The organism is Actinoallomurus rhizosphaericola, assembly GCF_024055675.1.
GTDB classification, from domain to species: domain Bacteria; phylum Actinomycetota; class Actinomycetes; order Streptosporangiales; family Streptosporangiaceae; genus Actinoallomurus; species Actinoallomurus soli.
In genome coordinates this window covers 338,570-356,101 of the sequence record NZ_JAMXMW010000003.1, presented here as the reverse complement: position 1 = coordinate 356,101, position 17,532 = coordinate 338,570, and the positions used below count along the sequence as shown (strand labels likewise).

At 72.4% G+C, this 17,532-nt stretch carries 18 protein-coding genes; 8 read left to right on the top strand and 10 right to left on the bottom strand.

Features of this window, described 5'->3' with window-relative positions; genetic code table 11:
- Window positions 1-126: 126 nt before the first annotated feature.
- From NE234_RS09305 to NE234_RS09295, 3 genes are read left to right on the top strand one after another with little or no spacing between them, the layout of a single operon-like run.
- On the top strand, window positions 127-1,293 hold the full coding sequence (locus tag NE234_RS09305; RefSeq protein WP_252778483.1) for a lytic transglycosylase domain-containing protein: 1,167 nt from the start codon (window positions 127-129) through the stop codon (window positions 1,291-1,293).
- Window positions 1,294-1,335: 42 nt separating this feature from the next.
- A complete protein-coding gene (locus tag NE234_RS09300) occupies window positions 1,336-2,319 on the top strand; it encodes a ferrochelatase (protein ID WP_252778482.1) in 984 nt (327 codons plus the stop codon).
- A gap of 59 nt (window positions 2,320-2,378) precedes the next feature.
- Window positions 2,379-3,176: an inositol monophosphatase family protein gene (locus NE234_RS09295; protein WP_308206864.1), complete on the top strand. Its 798-nt coding sequence runs from the start codon at window positions 2,379-2,381 to the stop codon at window positions 3,174-3,176.
- 143 nt (window positions 3,177-3,319) lie between these two features.
- Here the strand turns inward: NE234_RS09295 and NE234_RS09290 are convergent, their stop codons facing one another.
- Window positions 3,320-3,490, bottom strand: a complete 171-nt coding sequence (locus tag NE234_RS09290) for a hypothetical protein (RefSeq protein WP_252778481.1) — start codon at window positions 3,488-3,490, stop codon at window positions 3,320-3,322.
- Window positions 3,491-3,648: 158 nt separating this feature from the next.
- On the opposite strand from NE234_RS09290, the gene NE234_RS09285 reads away from it, so the two are divergent.
- A complete protein-coding gene (locus NE234_RS09285) occupies window positions 3,649-4,302 on the top strand; it encodes a response regulator transcription factor (protein ID WP_252778480.1) in 654 nt (217 codons plus the stop codon).
- Entirely contained in the window at window positions 4,299-5,426 is a 1,128-nt protein-coding gene (locus tag NE234_RS09280) for a sensor histidine kinase (RefSeq protein ID WP_252778479.1), read from the top strand. Before NE234_RS09285 ends, NE234_RS09280 begins: the two co-directional genes overlap by 4 nt.
- A 57-nt stretch (window positions 5,427-5,483) precedes the next feature.
- Here the strand turns inward: NE234_RS09280 and NE234_RS09275 are convergent, their stop codons facing one another.
- Together NE234_RS09275 and NE234_RS09270 are read right to left on the bottom strand one after the other, a co-directional pair.
- Window positions 5,484-8,300 carry an ABC transporter substrate-binding protein gene (locus tag NE234_RS09275; protein WP_252778478.1) on the bottom strand — a complete coding sequence of 939 codons (2,817 nt, stop codon included), beginning with the start codon at window positions 8,298-8,300 and terminating at the stop codon, window positions 5,484-5,486.
- A 43-nt stretch (window positions 8,301-8,343) separates the two neighbouring features.
- Window positions 8,344-9,927 (bottom strand): serine/threonine-protein kinase, encoded by a 1,584-nt coding sequence (locus NE234_RS09270; RefSeq protein ID WP_252778477.1) that lies wholly within the window; start codon window positions 9,925-9,927, stop codon window positions 8,344-8,346.
- 332 nt (window positions 9,928-10,259) lie between these two features.
- Between NE234_RS09270 and NE234_RS09265 the strand changes: the two genes are divergently transcribed.
- Together NE234_RS09265 and NE234_RS09260 are read left to right on the top strand one after the other, a co-directional pair.
- Window positions 10,260-10,556, top strand: coding sequence for a DUF4193 domain-containing protein (locus tag NE234_RS09265; RefSeq protein WP_252778476.1), 297 nt, complete (start codon window positions 10,260-10,262; stop codon window positions 10,554-10,556).
- A 72-nt stretch (window positions 10,557-10,628) separates the two neighbouring features.
- Window positions 10,629-11,381 carry a hypothetical protein gene (locus NE234_RS09260; protein WP_252778831.1) on the top strand — a complete coding sequence of 251 codons (753 nt, stop codon included), beginning with the start codon at window positions 10,629-10,631 and terminating at the stop codon, window positions 11,379-11,381.
- 93 nt (window positions 11,382-11,474) lie between these two features.
- Here the strand turns inward: NE234_RS09260 and NE234_RS09255 are convergent, their stop codons facing one another.
- The gene (locus tag NE234_RS09255) at window positions 11,475-11,783 is read right to left on the bottom strand and encodes a DUF4235 domain-containing protein (protein WP_252778475.1); all 309 of its coding nucleotides are present in this window, start codon (window positions 11,781-11,783) and stop codon (window positions 11,475-11,477) included.
- Window positions 11,784-11,899: 116 nt separating this feature from the next.
- Here NE234_RS09255 and valS point away from each other — a divergent pair, with 116 nt between their 5' ends.
- Window positions 11,900-14,428, top strand: a complete 2,529-nt coding sequence (valS, locus tag NE234_RS09250) for a valine--tRNA ligase (RefSeq protein ID WP_252778474.1) — start codon at window positions 11,900-11,902, stop codon at window positions 14,426-14,428.
- On the opposite strand, the gene NE234_RS09245 is transcribed toward valS, so the two are convergent.
- Genes NE234_RS09245 through NE234_RS09220 form a run of 6 tightly spaced genes read right to left on the bottom strand, consistent with a single transcriptional unit; the run spans window position 14,419 to window position 17,431 of the window.
- Window positions 14,419-14,973, bottom strand: coding sequence for a hypothetical protein (locus tag NE234_RS09245; protein ID WP_252778473.1), 555 nt, complete (start codon window positions 14,971-14,973; stop codon window positions 14,419-14,421). The genes valS and NE234_RS09245 overlap by 10 nt on opposite strands.
- 18 nt (window positions 14,974-14,991) lie before the next feature.
- The gene (locus NE234_RS09240) at window positions 14,992-15,171 is read right to left on the bottom strand and encodes a hypothetical protein (protein WP_252778472.1); all 180 of its coding nucleotides are present in this window, start codon (window positions 15,169-15,171) and stop codon (window positions 14,992-14,994) included.
- The gene (locus tag NE234_RS09235) at window positions 15,155-15,706 is read right to left on the bottom strand and encodes a hypothetical protein (RefSeq protein WP_252778471.1); all 552 of its coding nucleotides are present in this window, start codon (window positions 15,704-15,706) and stop codon (window positions 15,155-15,157) included. Before NE234_RS09235 ends, NE234_RS09240 begins: the two co-directional genes overlap by 17 nt.
- Before the next feature lie 23 nt (window positions 15,707-15,729).
- The gene (locus NE234_RS09230) at window positions 15,730-16,278 is read right to left on the bottom strand and encodes a thioredoxin domain-containing protein (protein WP_252778470.1); all 549 of its coding nucleotides are present in this window, start codon (window positions 16,276-16,278) and stop codon (window positions 15,730-15,732) included.
- Entirely contained in the window at window positions 16,275-16,820 is a 546-nt protein-coding gene (locus NE234_RS09225) for a MauE/DoxX family redox-associated membrane protein (protein WP_252778469.1), read from the bottom strand. The genes NE234_RS09230 and NE234_RS09225 overlap by 4 nt, the downstream gene beginning before the upstream one ends.
- Window positions 16,820-17,431: a hypothetical protein gene (locus NE234_RS09220; protein WP_252778468.1), complete on the bottom strand. Its 612-nt coding sequence runs from the start codon at window positions 17,429-17,431 to the stop codon at window positions 16,820-16,822. The genes NE234_RS09225 and NE234_RS09220 overlap by 1 nt, the downstream gene beginning before the upstream one ends.
- Window positions 17,432-17,532: the final 101 nt, after the last annotated feature.

Sequence of the window (17,532 nt, the reverse complement as noted above, 5' to 3'; positions counted from 1 at the left end):
CCAGGCGACCCGATCCTCGTCCGTCGGCCCGCACCTGTCGAGTCCCCGCAGGCCGTGGGTAACTACCGTCCGAGTCCTCGTGGGTCTTCGGTAACCACCGTCCGGGTCCGATCGTTGGGAGTAGCGATGAGACGTTTCGTGCGCAGAGGACTCCCGGCCGCCGTCGCGGCCATCGCGTTGGCGGCCACCGCGACGGCCGCCAGCGGCGCGGTGTACGTCGTGACCGCCGCGCCGAGGACGACGACACCGAAGGACGACGGCGCGGCGGCCGCGGACCACGGCGGCAGGGGCGGGCCCGTCACCACGCTCGTGCCGAGCACCGAGCAGCCCGCCGCGCTGAAACGGGTCGTCGACCCGGACTTCCTCGTCGTCGCCGACCGTACGGTCACCCCGGCCAGGCTGCGCGAGGTGTCCCACGTCAAGCACGTACGGGATGTGATCACCGCCGACGCCGGGGCCGTACAGCTGCAGGGCGGCCGGGTGAACATGTTCGCCGTCGACCCGTCGGCGTTCCGCGCCTGGACCCCGCCGGGCACCGCGAAGAACGACGCGTTGTGGAACGCCCTCGCCCAGGACCGGTTCGTCGTCACCGACGAGGTGCAGCAGCAGTACGGGCTGCGCGAGTCGATGCAGTACCCGGTCATCGGCCGCACGCAGCTGTTCGTCACCATGGGCGGCTCCGGCCCGCTCGGCCTGCCCGGCATCAACGTCCTCGTCGGCCGCGAGATGGGACGCCGGATCGGCCTCGTCCACGACCTCGCCCTCCTCGTCAACGCGCCCGGCGCCGACCTCACGGACCTCGGCTCGCGGCTGCGCAAGCTCGTCGGTGCGCACAGCCAGGTCATCGACCTGCACCAGTCCGCGACGCCGCCGAAGGGACAGCCCGCGCAGCAGCCACGGACGTCGGCCGGGCGCCCCGGCACGTACCTCGCCCTGTACCAGCAGTCGGCCCGCCTCTGCCCGGGCCTGTCGTGGACCGTGCTGGCCGCGATCGGGCAGATCGAGAGCGACCACGGGCGCAACACCGGCCCGTCGAGCGCGGGCGCGCTCGGCCCGATGCAGTTCATGCCGGCCACCTGGCGGATCTACGGCGTCGACGGCGACGGCGACGGCAAGGCCGACATCATGGACCCCTACGACGCCGTCCCCGCGGCGGCGAAGTACCTGTGCGCGAGCGGCGCGGGCCGCGGCGGCAGCGGCCTGTCCCGGGCGGTCTGGGCCTACAACCACTCGCAGGCGTACGTGAACAATGTCCTGTCCCTGGCCCAGGCCTACGCCCGCCGGTACTCATAGGGGCGTGCCGGGCGGCGCCGGACGGCTGGTTGGATGGTGGACATGCCGTACGACGCGCTGCTGTTGCTGTCCTTCGGTGGGCCGGAGGGGCCCGAGGACGTCATGCCGTTCCTGGAGAACGTCACGCGGGGCCGGGGGGTCCCGCGCGCCCGCCTCGAGAGCGTGGCCGAGCACTACCACCACTTCGGCGGCGCCAGCCCCATCAACCAGCAGTGCCGCGACCTCAAGGCCGCCATCGAGGCCGACTTCGCCGCGAACGGCCTCGACCTGCCGGTCTACTGGGGGAACCGGAACTGGCACCCGTTCCTCGCCGACACGCTGCGGCGGATGAAGGCCGACGGCGTACGCCGGGCGGTGGTGTTCGTGACCTCCGCCTACAGCGGCTACTCCTGCTGCGGGCAGTACCTGGAGGACATCGCCCGGGCCTGCGCCGAGGTCGGGGACGCCCCCGAGCTGGACAAGCTCCGCATCTACTACAACCACCCCGGCTTCGTCGAGCCGATGATCGAGAACACCCGGGCCGCCCTCGACCGGCTGCCCGCCGAGCTGCGGGACGACGCGCGCCTGGTCTTCACCGCGCACAGCGTGCCGCTGGCCCAGCCCGGCCGGGAGGACTACGTCGCCGAGCTGAACGACATCTCCGCCGTCGTGGCGGAGGGCCGGCCCTGGGACCTCGTGTACCAGAGCCGCAGCGGCCCGCCGAGCGTGCCGTGGCTGGAGCCGGACGTCCTCGACCACCTGTCCGAGATCCACGACAAGGACGTCCGCGCGGCGGTCATCGTGCCCGTCGGGTTCGTCTCCGACCACATGGAGGTCAAGTACGACCTGGACGTCGAGGCGGCGGAGCTCGCCGGCCGCCTGGGCCTGCGAATCGAGCGGGCGGCCACGCCGGGGACGCATCCCCGGTTCGTCGCGATGGTCCGCGAGCTGGTCCTCGAGCGCGACGGCGCCGAACGCCCCGCGCTCGGGAGCCTCGGACCGCGCCCGGACCACTGCGCCGCGGGCCACTGCCGCCGCGCGGGCTGACGACCGGCCGACCACGGCGCGCCCGACGCCGTACCAGTCCCGATCCGTGAGGGGGGAACGTGCAGGACCTGTTGGAGCTGGCGATCAGCACGGCGGAGGTCGCCGCCGTCATGCTCATCGACAAGCGGCCGGCCGATCTCGGCGTCGCGTACACCAAGAGCAGCTCGACCGACGTCGTCACCGAGATGGACAAGGCGTCCGAGCGGCTGATCGTGGACCGCATCCGGGCGGCCCGGCCGGGTGACGCCTTCCTCGGCGAGGAGGGCGGTGAGACCGGCGGGTCCAGCGGCGTCCGCTGGATCATCGACCCGATCGACGGCACGGTCAACTACCTGTACGACCTGCCCGACTGGGCCGTCAGCATCGCCGCCGAGGTGGACGGCGAGGTCGTGGTCGGCGTCGTCGCGGCGCCCGCGCGCGGCGAGCTGTACACCGCCGCCCGCGGCCGGGGCTCCCATCTGGTGCGCGAGGACGGCTCGACCCGGCGGCTGCGGTGCAACACCGGCGTCTCCCTGGACCAGGCCCTGGTCGCGACCGGGTTCGGGTACGCCGCCGAGCGACGCGCCCGGCAGGCCGAGACCCTGCGCCAGGTGCTGCCCCGCGTCCGGGACATCCGGCGCGGCGGCTCGGCGGCCGTGGACCTGTGCTCCGTGGCCGCTGGCCGGGTCGACGCCTACTACGAGCAGGGCCCCCACCTCTGGGACTTCGCCGCCGGCGGGCTGATCGTCCAGGAGGCCGGCGGGTCGATCGGCGGCCTGAACGGCCGCCCGCCGAGCGTCGACCTCACGATGGCCGCCGCGCCCGACCTGTTCGGCCCGCTGCACGACCTCCTCGACGAGGCCGGCGCCGCGAGCTGACGCCGCGAGCCGACGCCGCGACGCCGCGGGCCGACGGCGCGGGCCGTCGGAGGGTCCGGTCCCTTTCACCGAGTACGCGGAGCCCCGCACCGATCCGGTGCGGGGCCCCCGTACGTCTTCGAAGTCGCCTGCGCCTGAACCGCTCAGTCGCAGCGCGGGAGGTCGATCCCGTGGTCCGCGGCCGTGCGCCGCAGGTCGTCGATCTCGGCCTGCTGGGCGTCGATCAGGAGATCGTCGCCCGTGTCGCGGGCCGTCCGAAGCGAATCGTACGCATCGGACAGGCGCTGGTGGATCGTGGCCGTCAACTCGCCCACGCGGTCTCCTTTCAATGGTTCGCCAGGCACCCCTACCCAAGACGGTCTTCGCGGTAAACCTCCGAATATCCTGGACGCGGCTTATCAGGGGCTTACACGCGCTGTGACATAACTGATGCTGCCGGTCCAGCGCGTGGCTTTCCAGGGGGTGGAAACGGGTGAGAGTCCTGGTCGTCGAGGATGAGCGCGTACTCGCCGACACCATCGCCACCGGGCTGCGGCGCGAGGCGATGGCGGTCGACGTCGCGTACGACGGCGCCAGCGCGCTGGAGCGGACCAGCGTCAACGACTACGACGTGGTCGTGCTGGACCGCGACCTGCCGCGGGTCCACGGCGACGAGGTCTGCCGGAGCCTCGTCGCCGACGGGGCCACGGCGCGGGTCCTCATGCTGACCGCGGCGGGGGAGCTGGACGACAAGGTCGAGGGGCTGTCGATCGGGGCCGACGACTACCTCGCCAAGCCGTTCGCCTTCGCCGAGCTGATCGCCCGGATCCGCGCGCTGGGCCGGCGTTCCGCGCCGCCGCTGCCGCCCGTCCTCGAGCGCTCCGGCGTGCGGCTGGATCCCGCTCGCCGCTCCGTCACGCGCGACGGCCGCCCGGTGGACCTGACGCCCAAGGAGTTCGCCGTCCTGGAGGTGCTGATGCGGGCGCAGGGCACCGTCGTCAGCGCCGAGCACCTGCTGGAGAAGGCCTGGGACGAGAACATCGATCCGTTCACCAACGTGGTGCGGGTGACGATGATGACGCTTCGCAAGAAACTCGGTGAGCCGCAGGTCATCGAGACCGTTCCGGGCGCGGGGTACCGTCTTTGATCCCTTCGCCCGGCTCGCTGCCGCGCCGCCTGACGGTGCGGCTGCGGCTCACGCTGCTGTACGGCGGGCTGTTCTTCGCGGCGGGGTTCCTGCTGCTCACGGTCGCGTACGTCCTGGTCACCAACATTCTCGAGAGCCTCCCGTTCACCGTGCAGTCGGCCGAGCCGGGGCTGACGCAGCAGCAGGCGGACGCGATCCGGCGGGCCTTCATCGACGAGGTGCAGCACCGGCTGATCGTGCAGTCGGCGTTCGCGCTGCTCGGCGTCGGCCTGATCGCGCTGGCCCTCGGCTGGTTCGTCGCCGACCGGGCGCTCGCGCCGCTGCAGAAGGTCACCGCGACCGCGCGCAAGCTCTCCGAGAGCACCCTGCACCAGCGGATCGCCATGCAGGGGCCCGAGGACGAGATCAAGGAGCTGGCCGACACGTTCGACGCCATGCTCGACCGCCTCAGCCAGGCGTTCGACACCCAGCGCCGGTTCGTCAGCAACGCCTCGCACGAACTGCGCACGCCGCTCGCCATCAACCGGACCCTGCTGGAGGTCGCGGTCACCGACCCCGAGGCGTCGGAGGACATGAAGACGGTCGGCAAGACCCTCCTGGCGAACAACGCCCGCCACGAACGCCTGATCGAGGGGCTGCTCCTCCTGGCCCGGAGCGAGCGCGAGCTGACGACCCGTACCGAGGTGGACCTGGGCGAGGTCGCGTCCACGGTCCTCAAGACCGGAGGCCGGGCGGACCGGCCGGACATCGACATCAAGCCGGAGCTCACCGAGGCGCCGACGGTGGGGGACCCGGTGCTGCTGGAGCACCTGGTCTCGAACCTCGTCGACAACGCGATCCGGCACAACGTCGACGACGGGATGGTCGTCGTCCGCACCGGAGTGCTGGACGGCTGGGCCACCTGCCAGGTGGAGAACACCGGACCGGTGGTGCCCGCCTATGAGGTGCAGAGCCTGTTCGAGCCGTTCCGCCGGCTCAACACCGACCGGGTCGAGTCGTCCAAGGGCGCGGGCCTGGGCCTGTCCATCGTGCGGTCGGTGGTCGGCGCGCACGGCGGCACGGTGATCGCCACGCCGCGCGAGGACGGAGGCCTGATCGTGACGGTGCGGCTGCCGCTCGCCTAACCCGCGCGGCGCCTCACGCGTGCGCGGTCGTAAGTCTCACGTGCGCGGTCGTGGGCCTCACTTGTGCGCGGTCGTGGTGAGCACCGGGAAGCCGGTGTAGTCCAGGTCCATGCCGATGAAGGACGCGGTGTCGGCGACCCGGTACACCGGATGCGAGCAGATCGGGATCATGGCCATGTCGTCCAGCGCGATCTTCTCCGCCGCGTGCAGCCGCTCGGTCCGCTGGGCCTGGTCCAGGGTGGCGCGGGCGGTGTTCATGGCGGCGTCAAAGGCCGAACTGCTGTAACGCGCGTAGTTCGAGCCGGTGGTGGAGCCGTCGCTCTTGCGCTGGATGGCGTCGCTCGACAGCAGCGCATCGAGGACGTTCTCGGCCGACGGGTAGTCGGCGGCCCAGGACAGCCGGTACATGCCCTGCGGGTTCTTGCCGGACATGTCCTTGTAGAAGGTGCCGGTCTGCAGGCGCCGCACCTGGACGTCCCAGCCCAGCACGTTGTGCAGCTGGTTCTGCACCAGCGTCATGAGCGGCGTGTAGGAGGGGAGGTCGGAGCTGGTGAGGGTCACCTTCGTGCCCGGCCCCATCCCCGCCTGCCTCGCCAGCGACTGGGCCTGGCCGGCGTTGAAGGTGCAGGCGGTGCAGCCGCCCACGTAGGCGCCGGGAACCGCCGGCGGTACCAGGGAGGTGGCCGGGGTGTAGCCCGGGCCGAACGTCCCGGCCAGGGCGTTGCGGTCCAGCGCGTAGGAGACGGCGAGCCGCGCCTCCTTGGACTTCATCGGCCCCTGATCCGTGATCGGCGTCAGGTACGTCATGGTGGTCGAGGCGACCTGGATGAGCTTGTGGTCCGCGGAGTGGCGGGACCGGGCGTTGTTGATCGTCGTCGCCCCGTCGACCTGGACCCAGTCGTACTGGCCGGCGTCGAAGCCCGTCAGCGCCTGGTCGAGGTCGGAGACGAAGGTGACGTCGACCGTGTCGAGCTTGGGCCGGGCAAGGGCGTACGAGGTGTTCCGGACGAGGCTCAGCCGCTGGCGTGCGGTGTATCCACCGACCTTGAACGGGCCGTTCCCGATCGGCCGCTCGTTGAACGCGGTGTTGGTCGGGGCGCCGGCGGACGGCGGGACCGGCGCGAACGGCGGGGTGGCCACCCGCATGGCGAAGTCACAGTCGGGCTTGGCCAGCGTGACCCGCAGCCCGGCGGCGCCCTCGGCCACCACGCCCGACATCGTGCTGCTCTTCCCGGCCGCGACGTCGGCGTAGCCCTGGATGCCGGTCATCAGGTAGCCCATGCCCTGGCCGCGCGCGGCGCGGTTCCAGCCGCGGACGAAGGCGGCGGCGTCGACGGCGCTCCCGTCGGTGAAGGTGGTGCCCTGCTTGATCGTGAAGTGCCACTGCGTGCAGCCGGCGTTCGGCGTCATCTCCGTCGCCAGCGCCTTGGCGAGCGAGCCGTTGGGCTGGATCCTGGTGAGCCCGGTGAAGAGGTTCTCGGCCACGAACACGTCCGAGGTGAGCACGGCGTTGGACGGGTCGATGGACTCCGGGGCGTACATCGCGATCCGGAAGCCGCCGCCCATCCGGCCCGTCGGGCGGGGCGTCGGGCCGGGCCCCGAGTGCGTGCGGTAGTCGTCGACCGCCCGGTACACCCCCATCGCGGTGAGGGAGACCATCACCACGGCGCCCGCCGTGATGGCCGCGGCGACACGGGGCCGGATCCTCCGCCGGGCGGTCCCGGCCGGCGCGTACGGTGACGGCACCGGGTTGCCGCCGGGGCGATAGGGGCCGTAGGGCGCCGGTGGGCCGTACGGGCCGCCGGGCGCGGTGTCCGGCTCACGGCCGTACGGCGCCGTGTCGGGCCCGGGCGGCGAATTCGGCGGCGGGGTGTCACCGGCCGGGGCGTACGGACCGGGCGGTGGGGTGTCGCCCGCCGGGGGATAGGGGCCCGGCGGCGGGGTGTCCGGCGCCGCGAACGGGCCGGGGCTCGCCGACCCGCCGGACGGCGCCCCCTCGGCCGCGACCTGCGCGCCCTCCTGCAGCATGGTCGTGGGCGCCGGCGCGCCCGCGCCCGGCAGGACGAGCCCCTCCTGGCTGAGCAGGCGCAGCAGGATCTGCTGGGCGGTGGGCCGCCGGCCGGGGTCCTTGGCCAGGCAGGCCGCGACGAGCTCCCGGAGCGGCCCGGTGAGCATCCCGAGGTAGGGCTCCTGGTGCAGGATGCGGTTCATCACGGCGGGGATGGAGTCCTGGCCGAACGGCGGCGAGCCCGTCGCGGCGAAGACGATCGTGCAGCCCCACGCGAACACGTCCGTCGCCGGGCCGACCCCGAGTCCGGAGATCTGCTCGGGCGACATGTACGACGGCGTGCCCACCGCCGTGCTCGACAGGGTGCCGGTGGCGTCGAGGGCACGGGCGATGCCGAAGTCGATCACTCGTGGGCCGTCGGAGGCGAGCAGCACGTTCGAGGGCTTGAAATCGCGGTGGACGATCCCCGCCTCGTGGATCGCCGCCAGCGCGGTGACCATGCCGATCGCCAGGCGCTGCAGGGTGTCGCCCCACCGGGGGCCCTCCGCGTCGACGACCTGGCGCAGCGACGGCCCGTCGATGTACTCGCTGACGAGGTAGGGGGTGTCGCCCTCCACGTCGGCGTCGAGAATCCGGGCCGTGCAGAACGGCGCCACCCGCTTGGCGCTGGCCAGCTCCCCGGCGAACCGGGCCCGCGCCTTCGCGTCCCCGCTGAACTGCGCGTGCAGGAGCTTGACCGCGACCTGCCGGCCGTCGGGGGCGTCGCCGAGATAGACCGCCCCCTGGCCGCCCTCGCCCAGGCGGCCGGTGAGGGTGTACGACCCCACGCGTTCGGGGTCGCCGGCCCGCAGCGGGCTTCCGGGCATGGGCGTCCTCCCTGGGACTGGTTCTGGGGGCCTTTCTCGCGGCCTACTGCTTGGTGAGGGTCCCGTTGGCGAGCGGAACGCCACCGGCGGTCTGGCTCATCTGCCAGGTCATCGACGAGCCGTTCAGGATCAGCGTCACGTACGCGGGGGATAGGCACTGGTCGGTCCCGTACGACGTGAGGGTCTGCTGGAACGTCACCTGCTTGCCGTCGTCGGAGACCTGGGGGTTGTCCAGGCTGCCCGAGCAGGTCTCGTACCGGACGTTGCCCGACTTGATGAGGCGGTACAGCGTGAGGTCGACCTCGTGGGACTTGCTCGTGCCGAACGCCAGGTTGCTCGTCGGCCTGGCGTTGCCCGCCCAGCTGCCGTCGAAGCCCGACGGCAGCCCGCTCGTGTTGACCTTGTGCATCAGGCCCGCGCCGATCGCGATCGGCACGCCGATGACGAGCAGGAGCGCGGCGACGCAGCCGATGCCGACGAAGAGCGGGGCGTTGCTCTTCTTCCGCGGAGGCGGAGGGACGTACCCGCCGCCCTGCGGGTACGTGGGCCGCCCCTGCCCCTGCCACGGCGGAGGCGTCTGGGGGCCCGGCCGCATCATCGGGTTCGGCGTCGCCGGACCGGGATGCATCATCGGCGGCGGCGTCGAGGGGCCGGGGTGCATCATCGGCGGCGGGGTGGAGGGGCCGGGACCCATGGACGGCATCGCGGGCGGCGGCGTCACGATCGGCGGAGGCGGCGGCAGCTGCGCGGCGATCTGGGTGCCCTTGTCGAGCAGGTCGTTGCGGTCGGCCGCCGGGCCGGGCGCCGCGCCGACCTGGCCGAGCAGGCGCAGCAGGAGCTGGTGCGCGGCGGGGCGGCGGCGCGGGTTCTTGTCCAGGGCGGAGGCGACCAGCTCACGCATGGTGCCGTGCAGCCGGGACAGGTCCGGCTCCTCGTTGAGGATCCGGTTGATGATGATCGGGAGCGTCTCGGCCTCGAACGGCGACCGCCCGGTCGCCGCGAAGACCATCGTGGCGCCCCACGCGAAGATGTCCACGGCCGGCGTCAGCGGCTCACCGGTGAGCTGCTCCGGGGCGAGGTATCCGGGCGTGCCGACGACCATGCCGGTCGCGGTCACCGAACTCTGCTCGGAGTTCACGGACCGGGCGATGCCGAAGTCGACCACCCGCGGGCCGTCGGAGGCCAGCAGAACGTTGTTCGGCTTGAAATCGCGGTGCACGATGCCGGCCTCGTGAATGGCCGCCAGCGCGGTCGCCGTGCCGATCGCCAGCCGCTCGAGCGCCGCCCCCTCGAAAGGGCCCTCCTGAAGGACCACGTCGTACAGCGGCGGCCCATCGATGAACTCGCTGATGATGTACGGCGGCCGGCCGTTCAGGTCATAGTCCAGGACCCGCGCGGTGCAGAAGGCCGAGACCTTCTGGGCCGCCTGGGCCTCGCGCGCGAACCGCGTCCGGGCGGAGGAGTCGGAGTTCATCTGCTCGTGCAGCAGCTTGATCGCCACTGGGTCCCCCGACGGGGACCGGCCGAGGAAGACCGCCCCCTGGCCGCCCTCTCCGAGCCTTCCGACTACGCGATACTGCCCCAGCGCGGCCGGATCGCCCGGCTCCAGGGGAGCGGCATCCGGCATGTGTGACCCCTTCCCACAACCCTTATCCTGTGCACCCGCCAGGTCCGTACAGGCGGGAAACCATATCGCGTTACCTGTGACGTTCGCCGTCATCATCCGGTTCAGGGGGAGGGCGGTCACCGCTTCGCCACGCGCCGTGTGATTTACACCACATCGGACAACTCGGAAGCGCGGTGAGGGGAGTCACGGAGTGATACGACGCGCCTTGCGTGTTCGGGGTCAAATCCCGTGACAGAATTTCCCGCCCGGATCGGGCACAAGATGGGCCTCCCGAGCGTTAGACCCGCGCGACGGGGCGCATAACTAAGGACCGAGGGGGATGGAGACAGAAGATGGCCACCGACTACGACAGCCCACGCAAGACTGACGACGACCTCAGCGAGGACAGCCTGCAGGAGCTGCAGGCGCGCCGGGCGGACAAGAGCACGGGTGTCATCGACGAGGACCTGGACGCCGGTGAGGTGACCGAGCTGCCGGGCGCGGACCTGTCGAACGAGGAGCTGAGCCTCCGCGTTCTGCCGCGCCAGGCGGACGAGTTCACCTGCGCTCGTTGCTTCCTCGTGCACCACCGCAGCCAGCTGGCGGAGGAGAAGAACGGCCAGCTGATCTGCCGCGAGTGCGCCGCCTGACGCCGGGGTTCACCCGTGTCCGAGGGAGAGCTCGCCCGCCCGGAGAACGGTGACGACCGGCTCGGCCAGGAGATGGCGGAGCTGGTCGCCCGGCTGTCCGACGATGAGATCGACAATGAGACCCGCGGTCGTCTGCTCGGCCGGCTCGCGCGCCTGCTGGCGGCGAGCGCGCGCCGGGCGAGGGCCGCGGGTCTCGCGCGGGGACGCTGGCTGACGGACGTCGTCGCGGAGATCGGACCGCACATCCCCGTACGCGACCTGCAGACCCTTCGCGCCCATCACCGCGGGCTCACGGGGGAGCGGCTGGCCGACTCGCTCGTGCGCTCCGCGCAGCACGCGACGACCGCGGTCGGCGCGGCCGGAGGCGCGCTGGCGGCGGTGGAGTTCGTCGCGCCGCCGCTCCTGCTGTCCGCGCCCGCCCAGATCGTGGCGGAGACCGTCGTGGTCGCCGCGATCGAGATCAAGCTGCTCGCCGAGCTGCACGAGGTCTACGGCGTACAGGTGCCCGGCAGCGGCACCGCCCGCGGCGCGGTCTTCCTGCAGCTCTGGGCCCAGCAGCGGGGTTTCGACCCGCTCCAGCCCGGTAGCGTCGCCGCCGCGCTCGGCCTGGCGGCCAGAACCGGCCTGCGCAAGCGCCTGATGCGCACGCTCGGCCGGCACCTGACCACGATGGGCCCCTTCCTGACCGGTGCCGTCGCCGGCGCCACGCTCAACCGCACGGCCACCAAGCGGCTGGCCGACACCGTGCGCAAGGACCTCCGCCGCGCCATCGGCGCACCCCCGCCCCCGTCGGTCGTCGACGACGACCCGGCCGATCCGGCCTGATCCGCCTCTCCGTCCCCCTCGCGGTCGGGTCCCCGCGAACATGAGAGCGGCGCCCCCGGAGATCCGTGGGGCGCCGGACGCGACCGACCTCGGTCAGGCGACGCTCTTGGCCTTGTCCACCGCCGTGCGCAGAGCGGCGGGCAGCTCGCCCGTGCTCTTGTGCCAGCGGTTCGCGGCGGCGCGGGTGGCCAGCAGCCGCGCGACCTCCATGCCGACGCCCACGACGACGGCCCAGGCGATCGCCTCCTTCAGCTCGACCTCCGGCGACTCCGGGTTGGACGGGGGCTCCTTGCCCATGGCCCGCTTCCACCCGAAGGTGATCGCCTTCCGGGCCGCGAATCCGGCGCCGAAGGCCGCCGCGCCGGCCACCAGCCGCCAGCCCAGCTCTCCCTTGTCCGGCATGCGTTCTCCCTCTTCCGCGTTATCGGTGTGGTTTCCGGCTCTGCTCGTCCGACCCTCTCACAGGCGATCACCTGACGAGGACGGACTCCGCCGTCGACGCCAATACCATTGGCGCCATGACTGACAAGCCGCGTCCGCCGGAGAAGCCCACGCTCGACGGTCTCGAGGAGAAGTGGGCCGTACTCTGGGACGAGCGCGGCACCTACCGGTTCGACCGGTCGAAGGCGCGCTCGGAGATCTACTCGATCGACACGCCTCCGCCCACGGTCAGCGGCTCCCTGCACGTCGGTCACGTCTTCTCCTACACCCATACCGACACGATCGCCCGTTTCCAGCGGATGCGCGGCCGCGAGGTCTTCTACCCGATCGGCTGGGACGACAACGGCCTGCCCACCGAGCGCCGCGTCCAGAACTACTTCGGCGTCCGATGTGACCCGTCCCTGCCCTACGATCCGGCGTTCGAACCTCCGGACAAGCCCGGCCGGCAGATCCCGGTGTCCCGGCGCAACTTCGTCGAGCTGTGCGACCGGCTGACCCGGATGGACGAGAAGGCCTTCGAGGACGTCTGGCGCCGCGTGGGCCTGTCGGTGGACTGGTCCCTGCTCTACACGACGATCGGCGCGCCCGCCCGCGCCGCCGCCCAGCGGGCGTTCCTGCGCAACCTGGCGCGCGGCGAGGCGTACGTCTCCGAGGCCCCGACGCTGTGGGACGTCTCGTTCCGCACCGCGGTCGCCCAGGCCGAGCTGGAGGACCGCGAGCAGCCCGGCGCGTTCCACCGGCTCCGCTTCCACGGGTCCGGGGGCCGCCCGATCTACATCGAGACGACCCGGCCGGAGCTGCTGCCCGCCTGCGTCGCGCTGGTGGCCCACCCGGACGACGAGCGCTACCGCGAGCTGTTCGGCACCACGGCGCGCACGCCGCTGTTCGGCGTCGAGGTGCCGATCGTCGCGCACCACCTCGCCGAGCCGGACAAGGGGTCCGGCATCGCGATGATCTGCACGTTCGGCGACCTGACCGACGTGATCTGGTGGCGGGAGCTGCAGCTGCCCACGCGCGCGATCATCGACTGGAACGGCCGGATCCTGACCGAGCCGCCCGCCGGCGTCGCCCCGGAGCCGTACGCCGAGCTGGCCGGGCTCACCGCCCAGGCGGCCCGCGAGCGCGTCGTCGAACTGCTGCGCGTCTCCGGCGACCTCGACGGCGAGCCGCGGCCCGTCACCCGGCCGGTCAAGTTCTACGAGAGGGGCACCAAGCCCCTCGAGATCGTCACCACCCGCCAGTGGTACATCCGCAACGGCGGGCGCGACCCGGAGCTGCGCGAGCGGCTGCTGGCCCGCGGGGCCGAGCTGGCCTGGCACCCGGCGTACATGAAGGGACGGTACGACAACTGGGTCGAGGGGCTGGCCGGTGACTGGCTGATCTCGCGGCAGCGGTTCTTCGGCGTGCCGATCCCGGTGTGGTACCCCCTCGACGCCGACGGCGAGCCGGTCTACGACCGGCCGATCACGCCGCTGGAGGACGCCCTGCCGGTCGACCCCTCCTCCGACGTCCCACCCGGCTTCGCCGAGGACCAGCGCGGCAAGCCGCACGGATTCACGGCCGACCCGGACGTCATGGACACCTGGGCGACCTCGTCGCTGACGCCGCAGATCGCGGGCGGCTGGGAGCGGGATCAGGACCTCTTCGGCCGGGTCTTCCCGTACGACCTGCGGCCGCAGGGGCACGACATCATCCGCACCTGGCTGTTCTCCACGGTCGTGCGGGCCCACCTGGAGCACGACTCGCTGCCCTGGACCGACACCGCGCTGTCCGGCTGGATCCTCGACCCGGACCGCAAGAAGATGTCCAAGTCCAAGGGCAACGTCGTCACGCCGATGGACCTGCTCGTCCAGCATGGCGCCGACGCGGTGCGCTATTGGGCGGCCAGCGGGCGGCTCGGCACGGACACGGCGTTCGACACGGGCCAGATCAAGATCGGCCGCCGGCTGGCCATCAAGATCCTCAACGCGTCGAAGTTCGTGCTCGGCCTCGGCGACGTCCCGGCGGACGCGGCCGTGACCGAGCCGCTGGACCTGGCGATGCTGGCGGCGCTGGCCGACACCGTCCGCGAGGCGACGGCCGCCTTCGAGGCGTACGACTACACCCGGGCCCTCGAACGCACCGAGCGGTTCTTCTGGGACCTGTGCGACGACTACCTGGAGCTGGTCAAGGCCCGCGCCTACGGCGCGCCGGACGGCGAGCCCGGCCCGGAGGCGGTGTCCGCCCGTGCCGCGCTGCGGGAGGCGCTGTCGGTGGTCCTCCGGCTGTTCGCGCCGATCCTGCCCTACGTGACCGAGGAGGTCTGGTCGTGGTGGCGGGACGGCTCCGTGCACCGGGCGGCCTGGCCGGTCGTCGAGGCCCCGGCGGACGGTGACGCGGCGGTCCTCGCCGCCACCGCGGACGTGCTCCGGCAGGTACGCAAGGCCAAGTCGACGGCGAAGGTCTCGATGCGCGCCGACGTCGAGCGGGCCGTGGTCCGCGGCGCGAACGTCTCCCGCCTCGCCGTGGCCGACCTGCGGGCCGCCGGGCGGATCGCCGACCTGACGCTCGACGCGGAGCCCCAGGAGGGCTTCGTCGTCGACGTGACGCTGGCCCCTCAGACGTAGAGCAGGCCGAGGGCGGCCAGGACGGCCACGCCGATCGCGTTGGTCAGGATCGGCATCCGGGCGACCCGGCGGTCGTCCCACTCGTCGTTCCGGCTGGCGTACCGGGCGGTCGCGGTGACCGCCCGGCCGGCGCCGAAGGCGGTGCCGGTCAGGATCGTCGCGAGCGGCCCCTGGTGCGCGAGCACGAGCCCGAGCGCGACGACGTACGGCGCGCTCGCCGAGACGTACGTGCGCACGCCCGTGCCCAGCTCGAAGCCGAACTGCAGCGAGCCCCGCCGGACGCGGTACTGCAGCACCTCGCGGGGGATCTGCCGGGCGTTCTGGGGGAGCGGCACGCGGATCCAGCCCGCCTCGCGGGCGACGCCCGCCACCGCGATCACCAGGAGCGCCCCGATCCGCACCGTCCGGGGCAGCGGCGCCGCGAAGCCGGACAGCAGCCACAGCACGGTGGCGCTGAGCGTGCCCCCGAGGAGCAGCCCGAGGGAGAAGACGGCCAGGACCTCGCCCTGCCGTACGTTGGCCCGCCGACCCGGCGAGAACAGCACGAAGTCGCTGTTACGCGTTCAAACGGAGCCGGACAGGGAGTAGCCGGCCAGCGCGCCGACCGAGGCCCAGCACAGCACCGTCTGCTGCGCGGCCGCCGCCGCGACGGCCAGCAGGGCCAGCGCGGCGAACGGCAGCAGCGGCTCGGTCAGTCCCCGGCGCAGGCGGCCGGCCGGAAGGGTCTCACTTGGCGCAGGCAAGGGCCCACCGGCAGACGGTCTTGTACCAGTGCCCGGCCGCGCTCTTCTTCCAGCCGTCGTGGCAGCGCCAGGTCACCGACTTGGTGCAATTCCCGCACTTGTGGGCGTACGCCCAGATCCAGCCGTCGTACTTGCCCGCGTAGCACTGGTTGGGGCGGAGCTTGTAACGTCCCGGGTCGGACACCCCGGACTTGTGGTACCCCGTGTACTTGCCGCTCGTCCGGCACGCGCTCGACAGGACGGTGCTCGGCCCGCAGCCCGGGGAGCAGTCGAACGGGTCGGCGTACGCCGGGCACTTGCCGTAGATGTCGTAGTAGCCCGGCGTCAGGCTGTAACCGGCGGCGAGCGCCTTGCGCGCCGGGGCGAACACCCCGAGCGCGGACAGGCCCACGGCGGTGCCGGCGGCCAGCGCTCCGCCCAGCATGGACCGCCGCGCCACGCCCTCGGCCGTCGCGTGCGGCACCCGCCGGGCGGTCCGCCGGGCGCCCTCGGGCCGTGGGCCGCTCAGCATGGGAATGTCATCGAGTTCGAGCATCGGGCATCCTCCCCGTCCTCTCCTCACACGGATGCGGTGTCCGCGTCGGTGATCGCCGGCGCCGGCTCACCGGGCGCCTCGGAGTCGACGACCCGGCCGCCGGCCTGCACGATGAGCGCGTGCAGCGCGCGGACCGAGCCGACCGGCTCGGCCGTCCGGATCCGCCCGTCCGCGCCGACGAGCACGGCGTACGGCGTGGCGGGCACCTGGTAGGTCTGGAACAGATCACCCTGGTCCGCCAGGACGAGCATGTTGTCCGGCGGGGTGACGTCGAGGGCGTCGTCGAAGAACAGCGCGCGCGTCGGCGGGGCCTGGGTCTGGCCCAGCGCCTCCTCGAAGACGCTGTGGCAGGCGGGGCACTCCGCGCCGAGGAACAGCAGAAGAGTCGGGCGGCCCGGCTCGGGCGCGAGCCGGTCGAGGTCCGGCGCGGGCATGCCCGTGGTCAGGCCGACCTCGGGCGTGCGCGGTGCCCTGGTCAGGTGGTGCACCTGCCGGACCAGTCCGGCGACCACGAGGGCGAGCAGGACGATGGCCACCCAGGTCACCAGCAGGGCCGTGGTCTCGAAGCTCATCGGGCGACGCTCCTTTCGGGGTCGGCCATGGCCGGCGGGAGCGACCACAGCAGCACCGCGAAGGTTACGGACGACAGGGCCACGATCGCGACGTGCACGCCGTGGGAGGCGGCGGCCGAGCCCGCCCCGGCCGATGCCGTCACCGACGCCAGCGCGAGCGCCGCCGCCCGCCCGGCCACCCAGCCGCTCATCGGGGTGTCGTCGGCCGAGCAGCCGCACGGCACGCTTCCGATGCCCGGCCGGGTGCGCAGGACGTACAGCCCGTACAGCGCGTAGGCCGCGAACAGCAGGGCGCTGCCGGTGGCCCCGACCGTCAGCGCCCGTGGCCGTCCGGCCAGCAGCGCGTACCCGGTCACCGCCCCGAACAGACCCTCCAGGGCGCCGACCGCGACGGCCACCGGCCAGATCAACAGGCCGGGCACCGTGCGGTGCGCCGTCAAGGCCGCGGGCAGGACGCGCGGATGCAGCAGATGCCCCGCGAAGCCCGCCAGGAGGATCAACGCCACCGTCCCGGCCGACACGCCGGCCAGCATCGCCGCCATCAGGCGACGGTCTCGACGCGCAGCCCGCCGAGCTGGTTCGCCACCGCCGTGGCCTGGCGGGACTCGTGCGGCAGCACGGTCACCATCGCGGATGACGTGGCGAGCAGGAAGTACGGCGTGTCATCGTCGAGCGTGTCGCGGAAGAGCTCACCGCTCGGCACCTTCGCGCCCGCCCACGCCGGGAGCCTCCGCGCGGTCGTCCTGGTCAGCGCGGTGATCTCCAGCAGGCCGATCCCCGGGATCTCCTTGGCCACGTCGGCGGGCTCGGCGATGCCCGCGCGCTTGGGATCGCGGGACGCGACCGCGATGCCGTCCTGGTGCTCGGTGATCCGCAGAACCTGGAAAAGGCGTACGGCGTCGGACGCCCGGGCGCTGTACAGGGGTACGAACAGCGAATAATTGCTGCCCTGCCACATCACGGCGAGAAGGTGGTCTTCCAGGCCGACGCGTTCGTCATAATGGGTGACCCGCGTCGTGCGGAGTCGGCCGCCTTGAACGGAGAATTCATCGTCGAAGTGACGAATGCCGAGATCCTCGGCCCACGCCGAGGCGGCGTTGCGGTCACCGGAGGTCAGCTCGTAGATCCTTCCGTCCACGGCGTACCGCGTCACGGAGGTGAAAGGGAGAGTAAGATCATGATCGCCGGAAATGGAGAATCGGTAACCGTCCAATGCCCTATGTACGACCTTGTGCCCCATGACGCAGCCCTTCC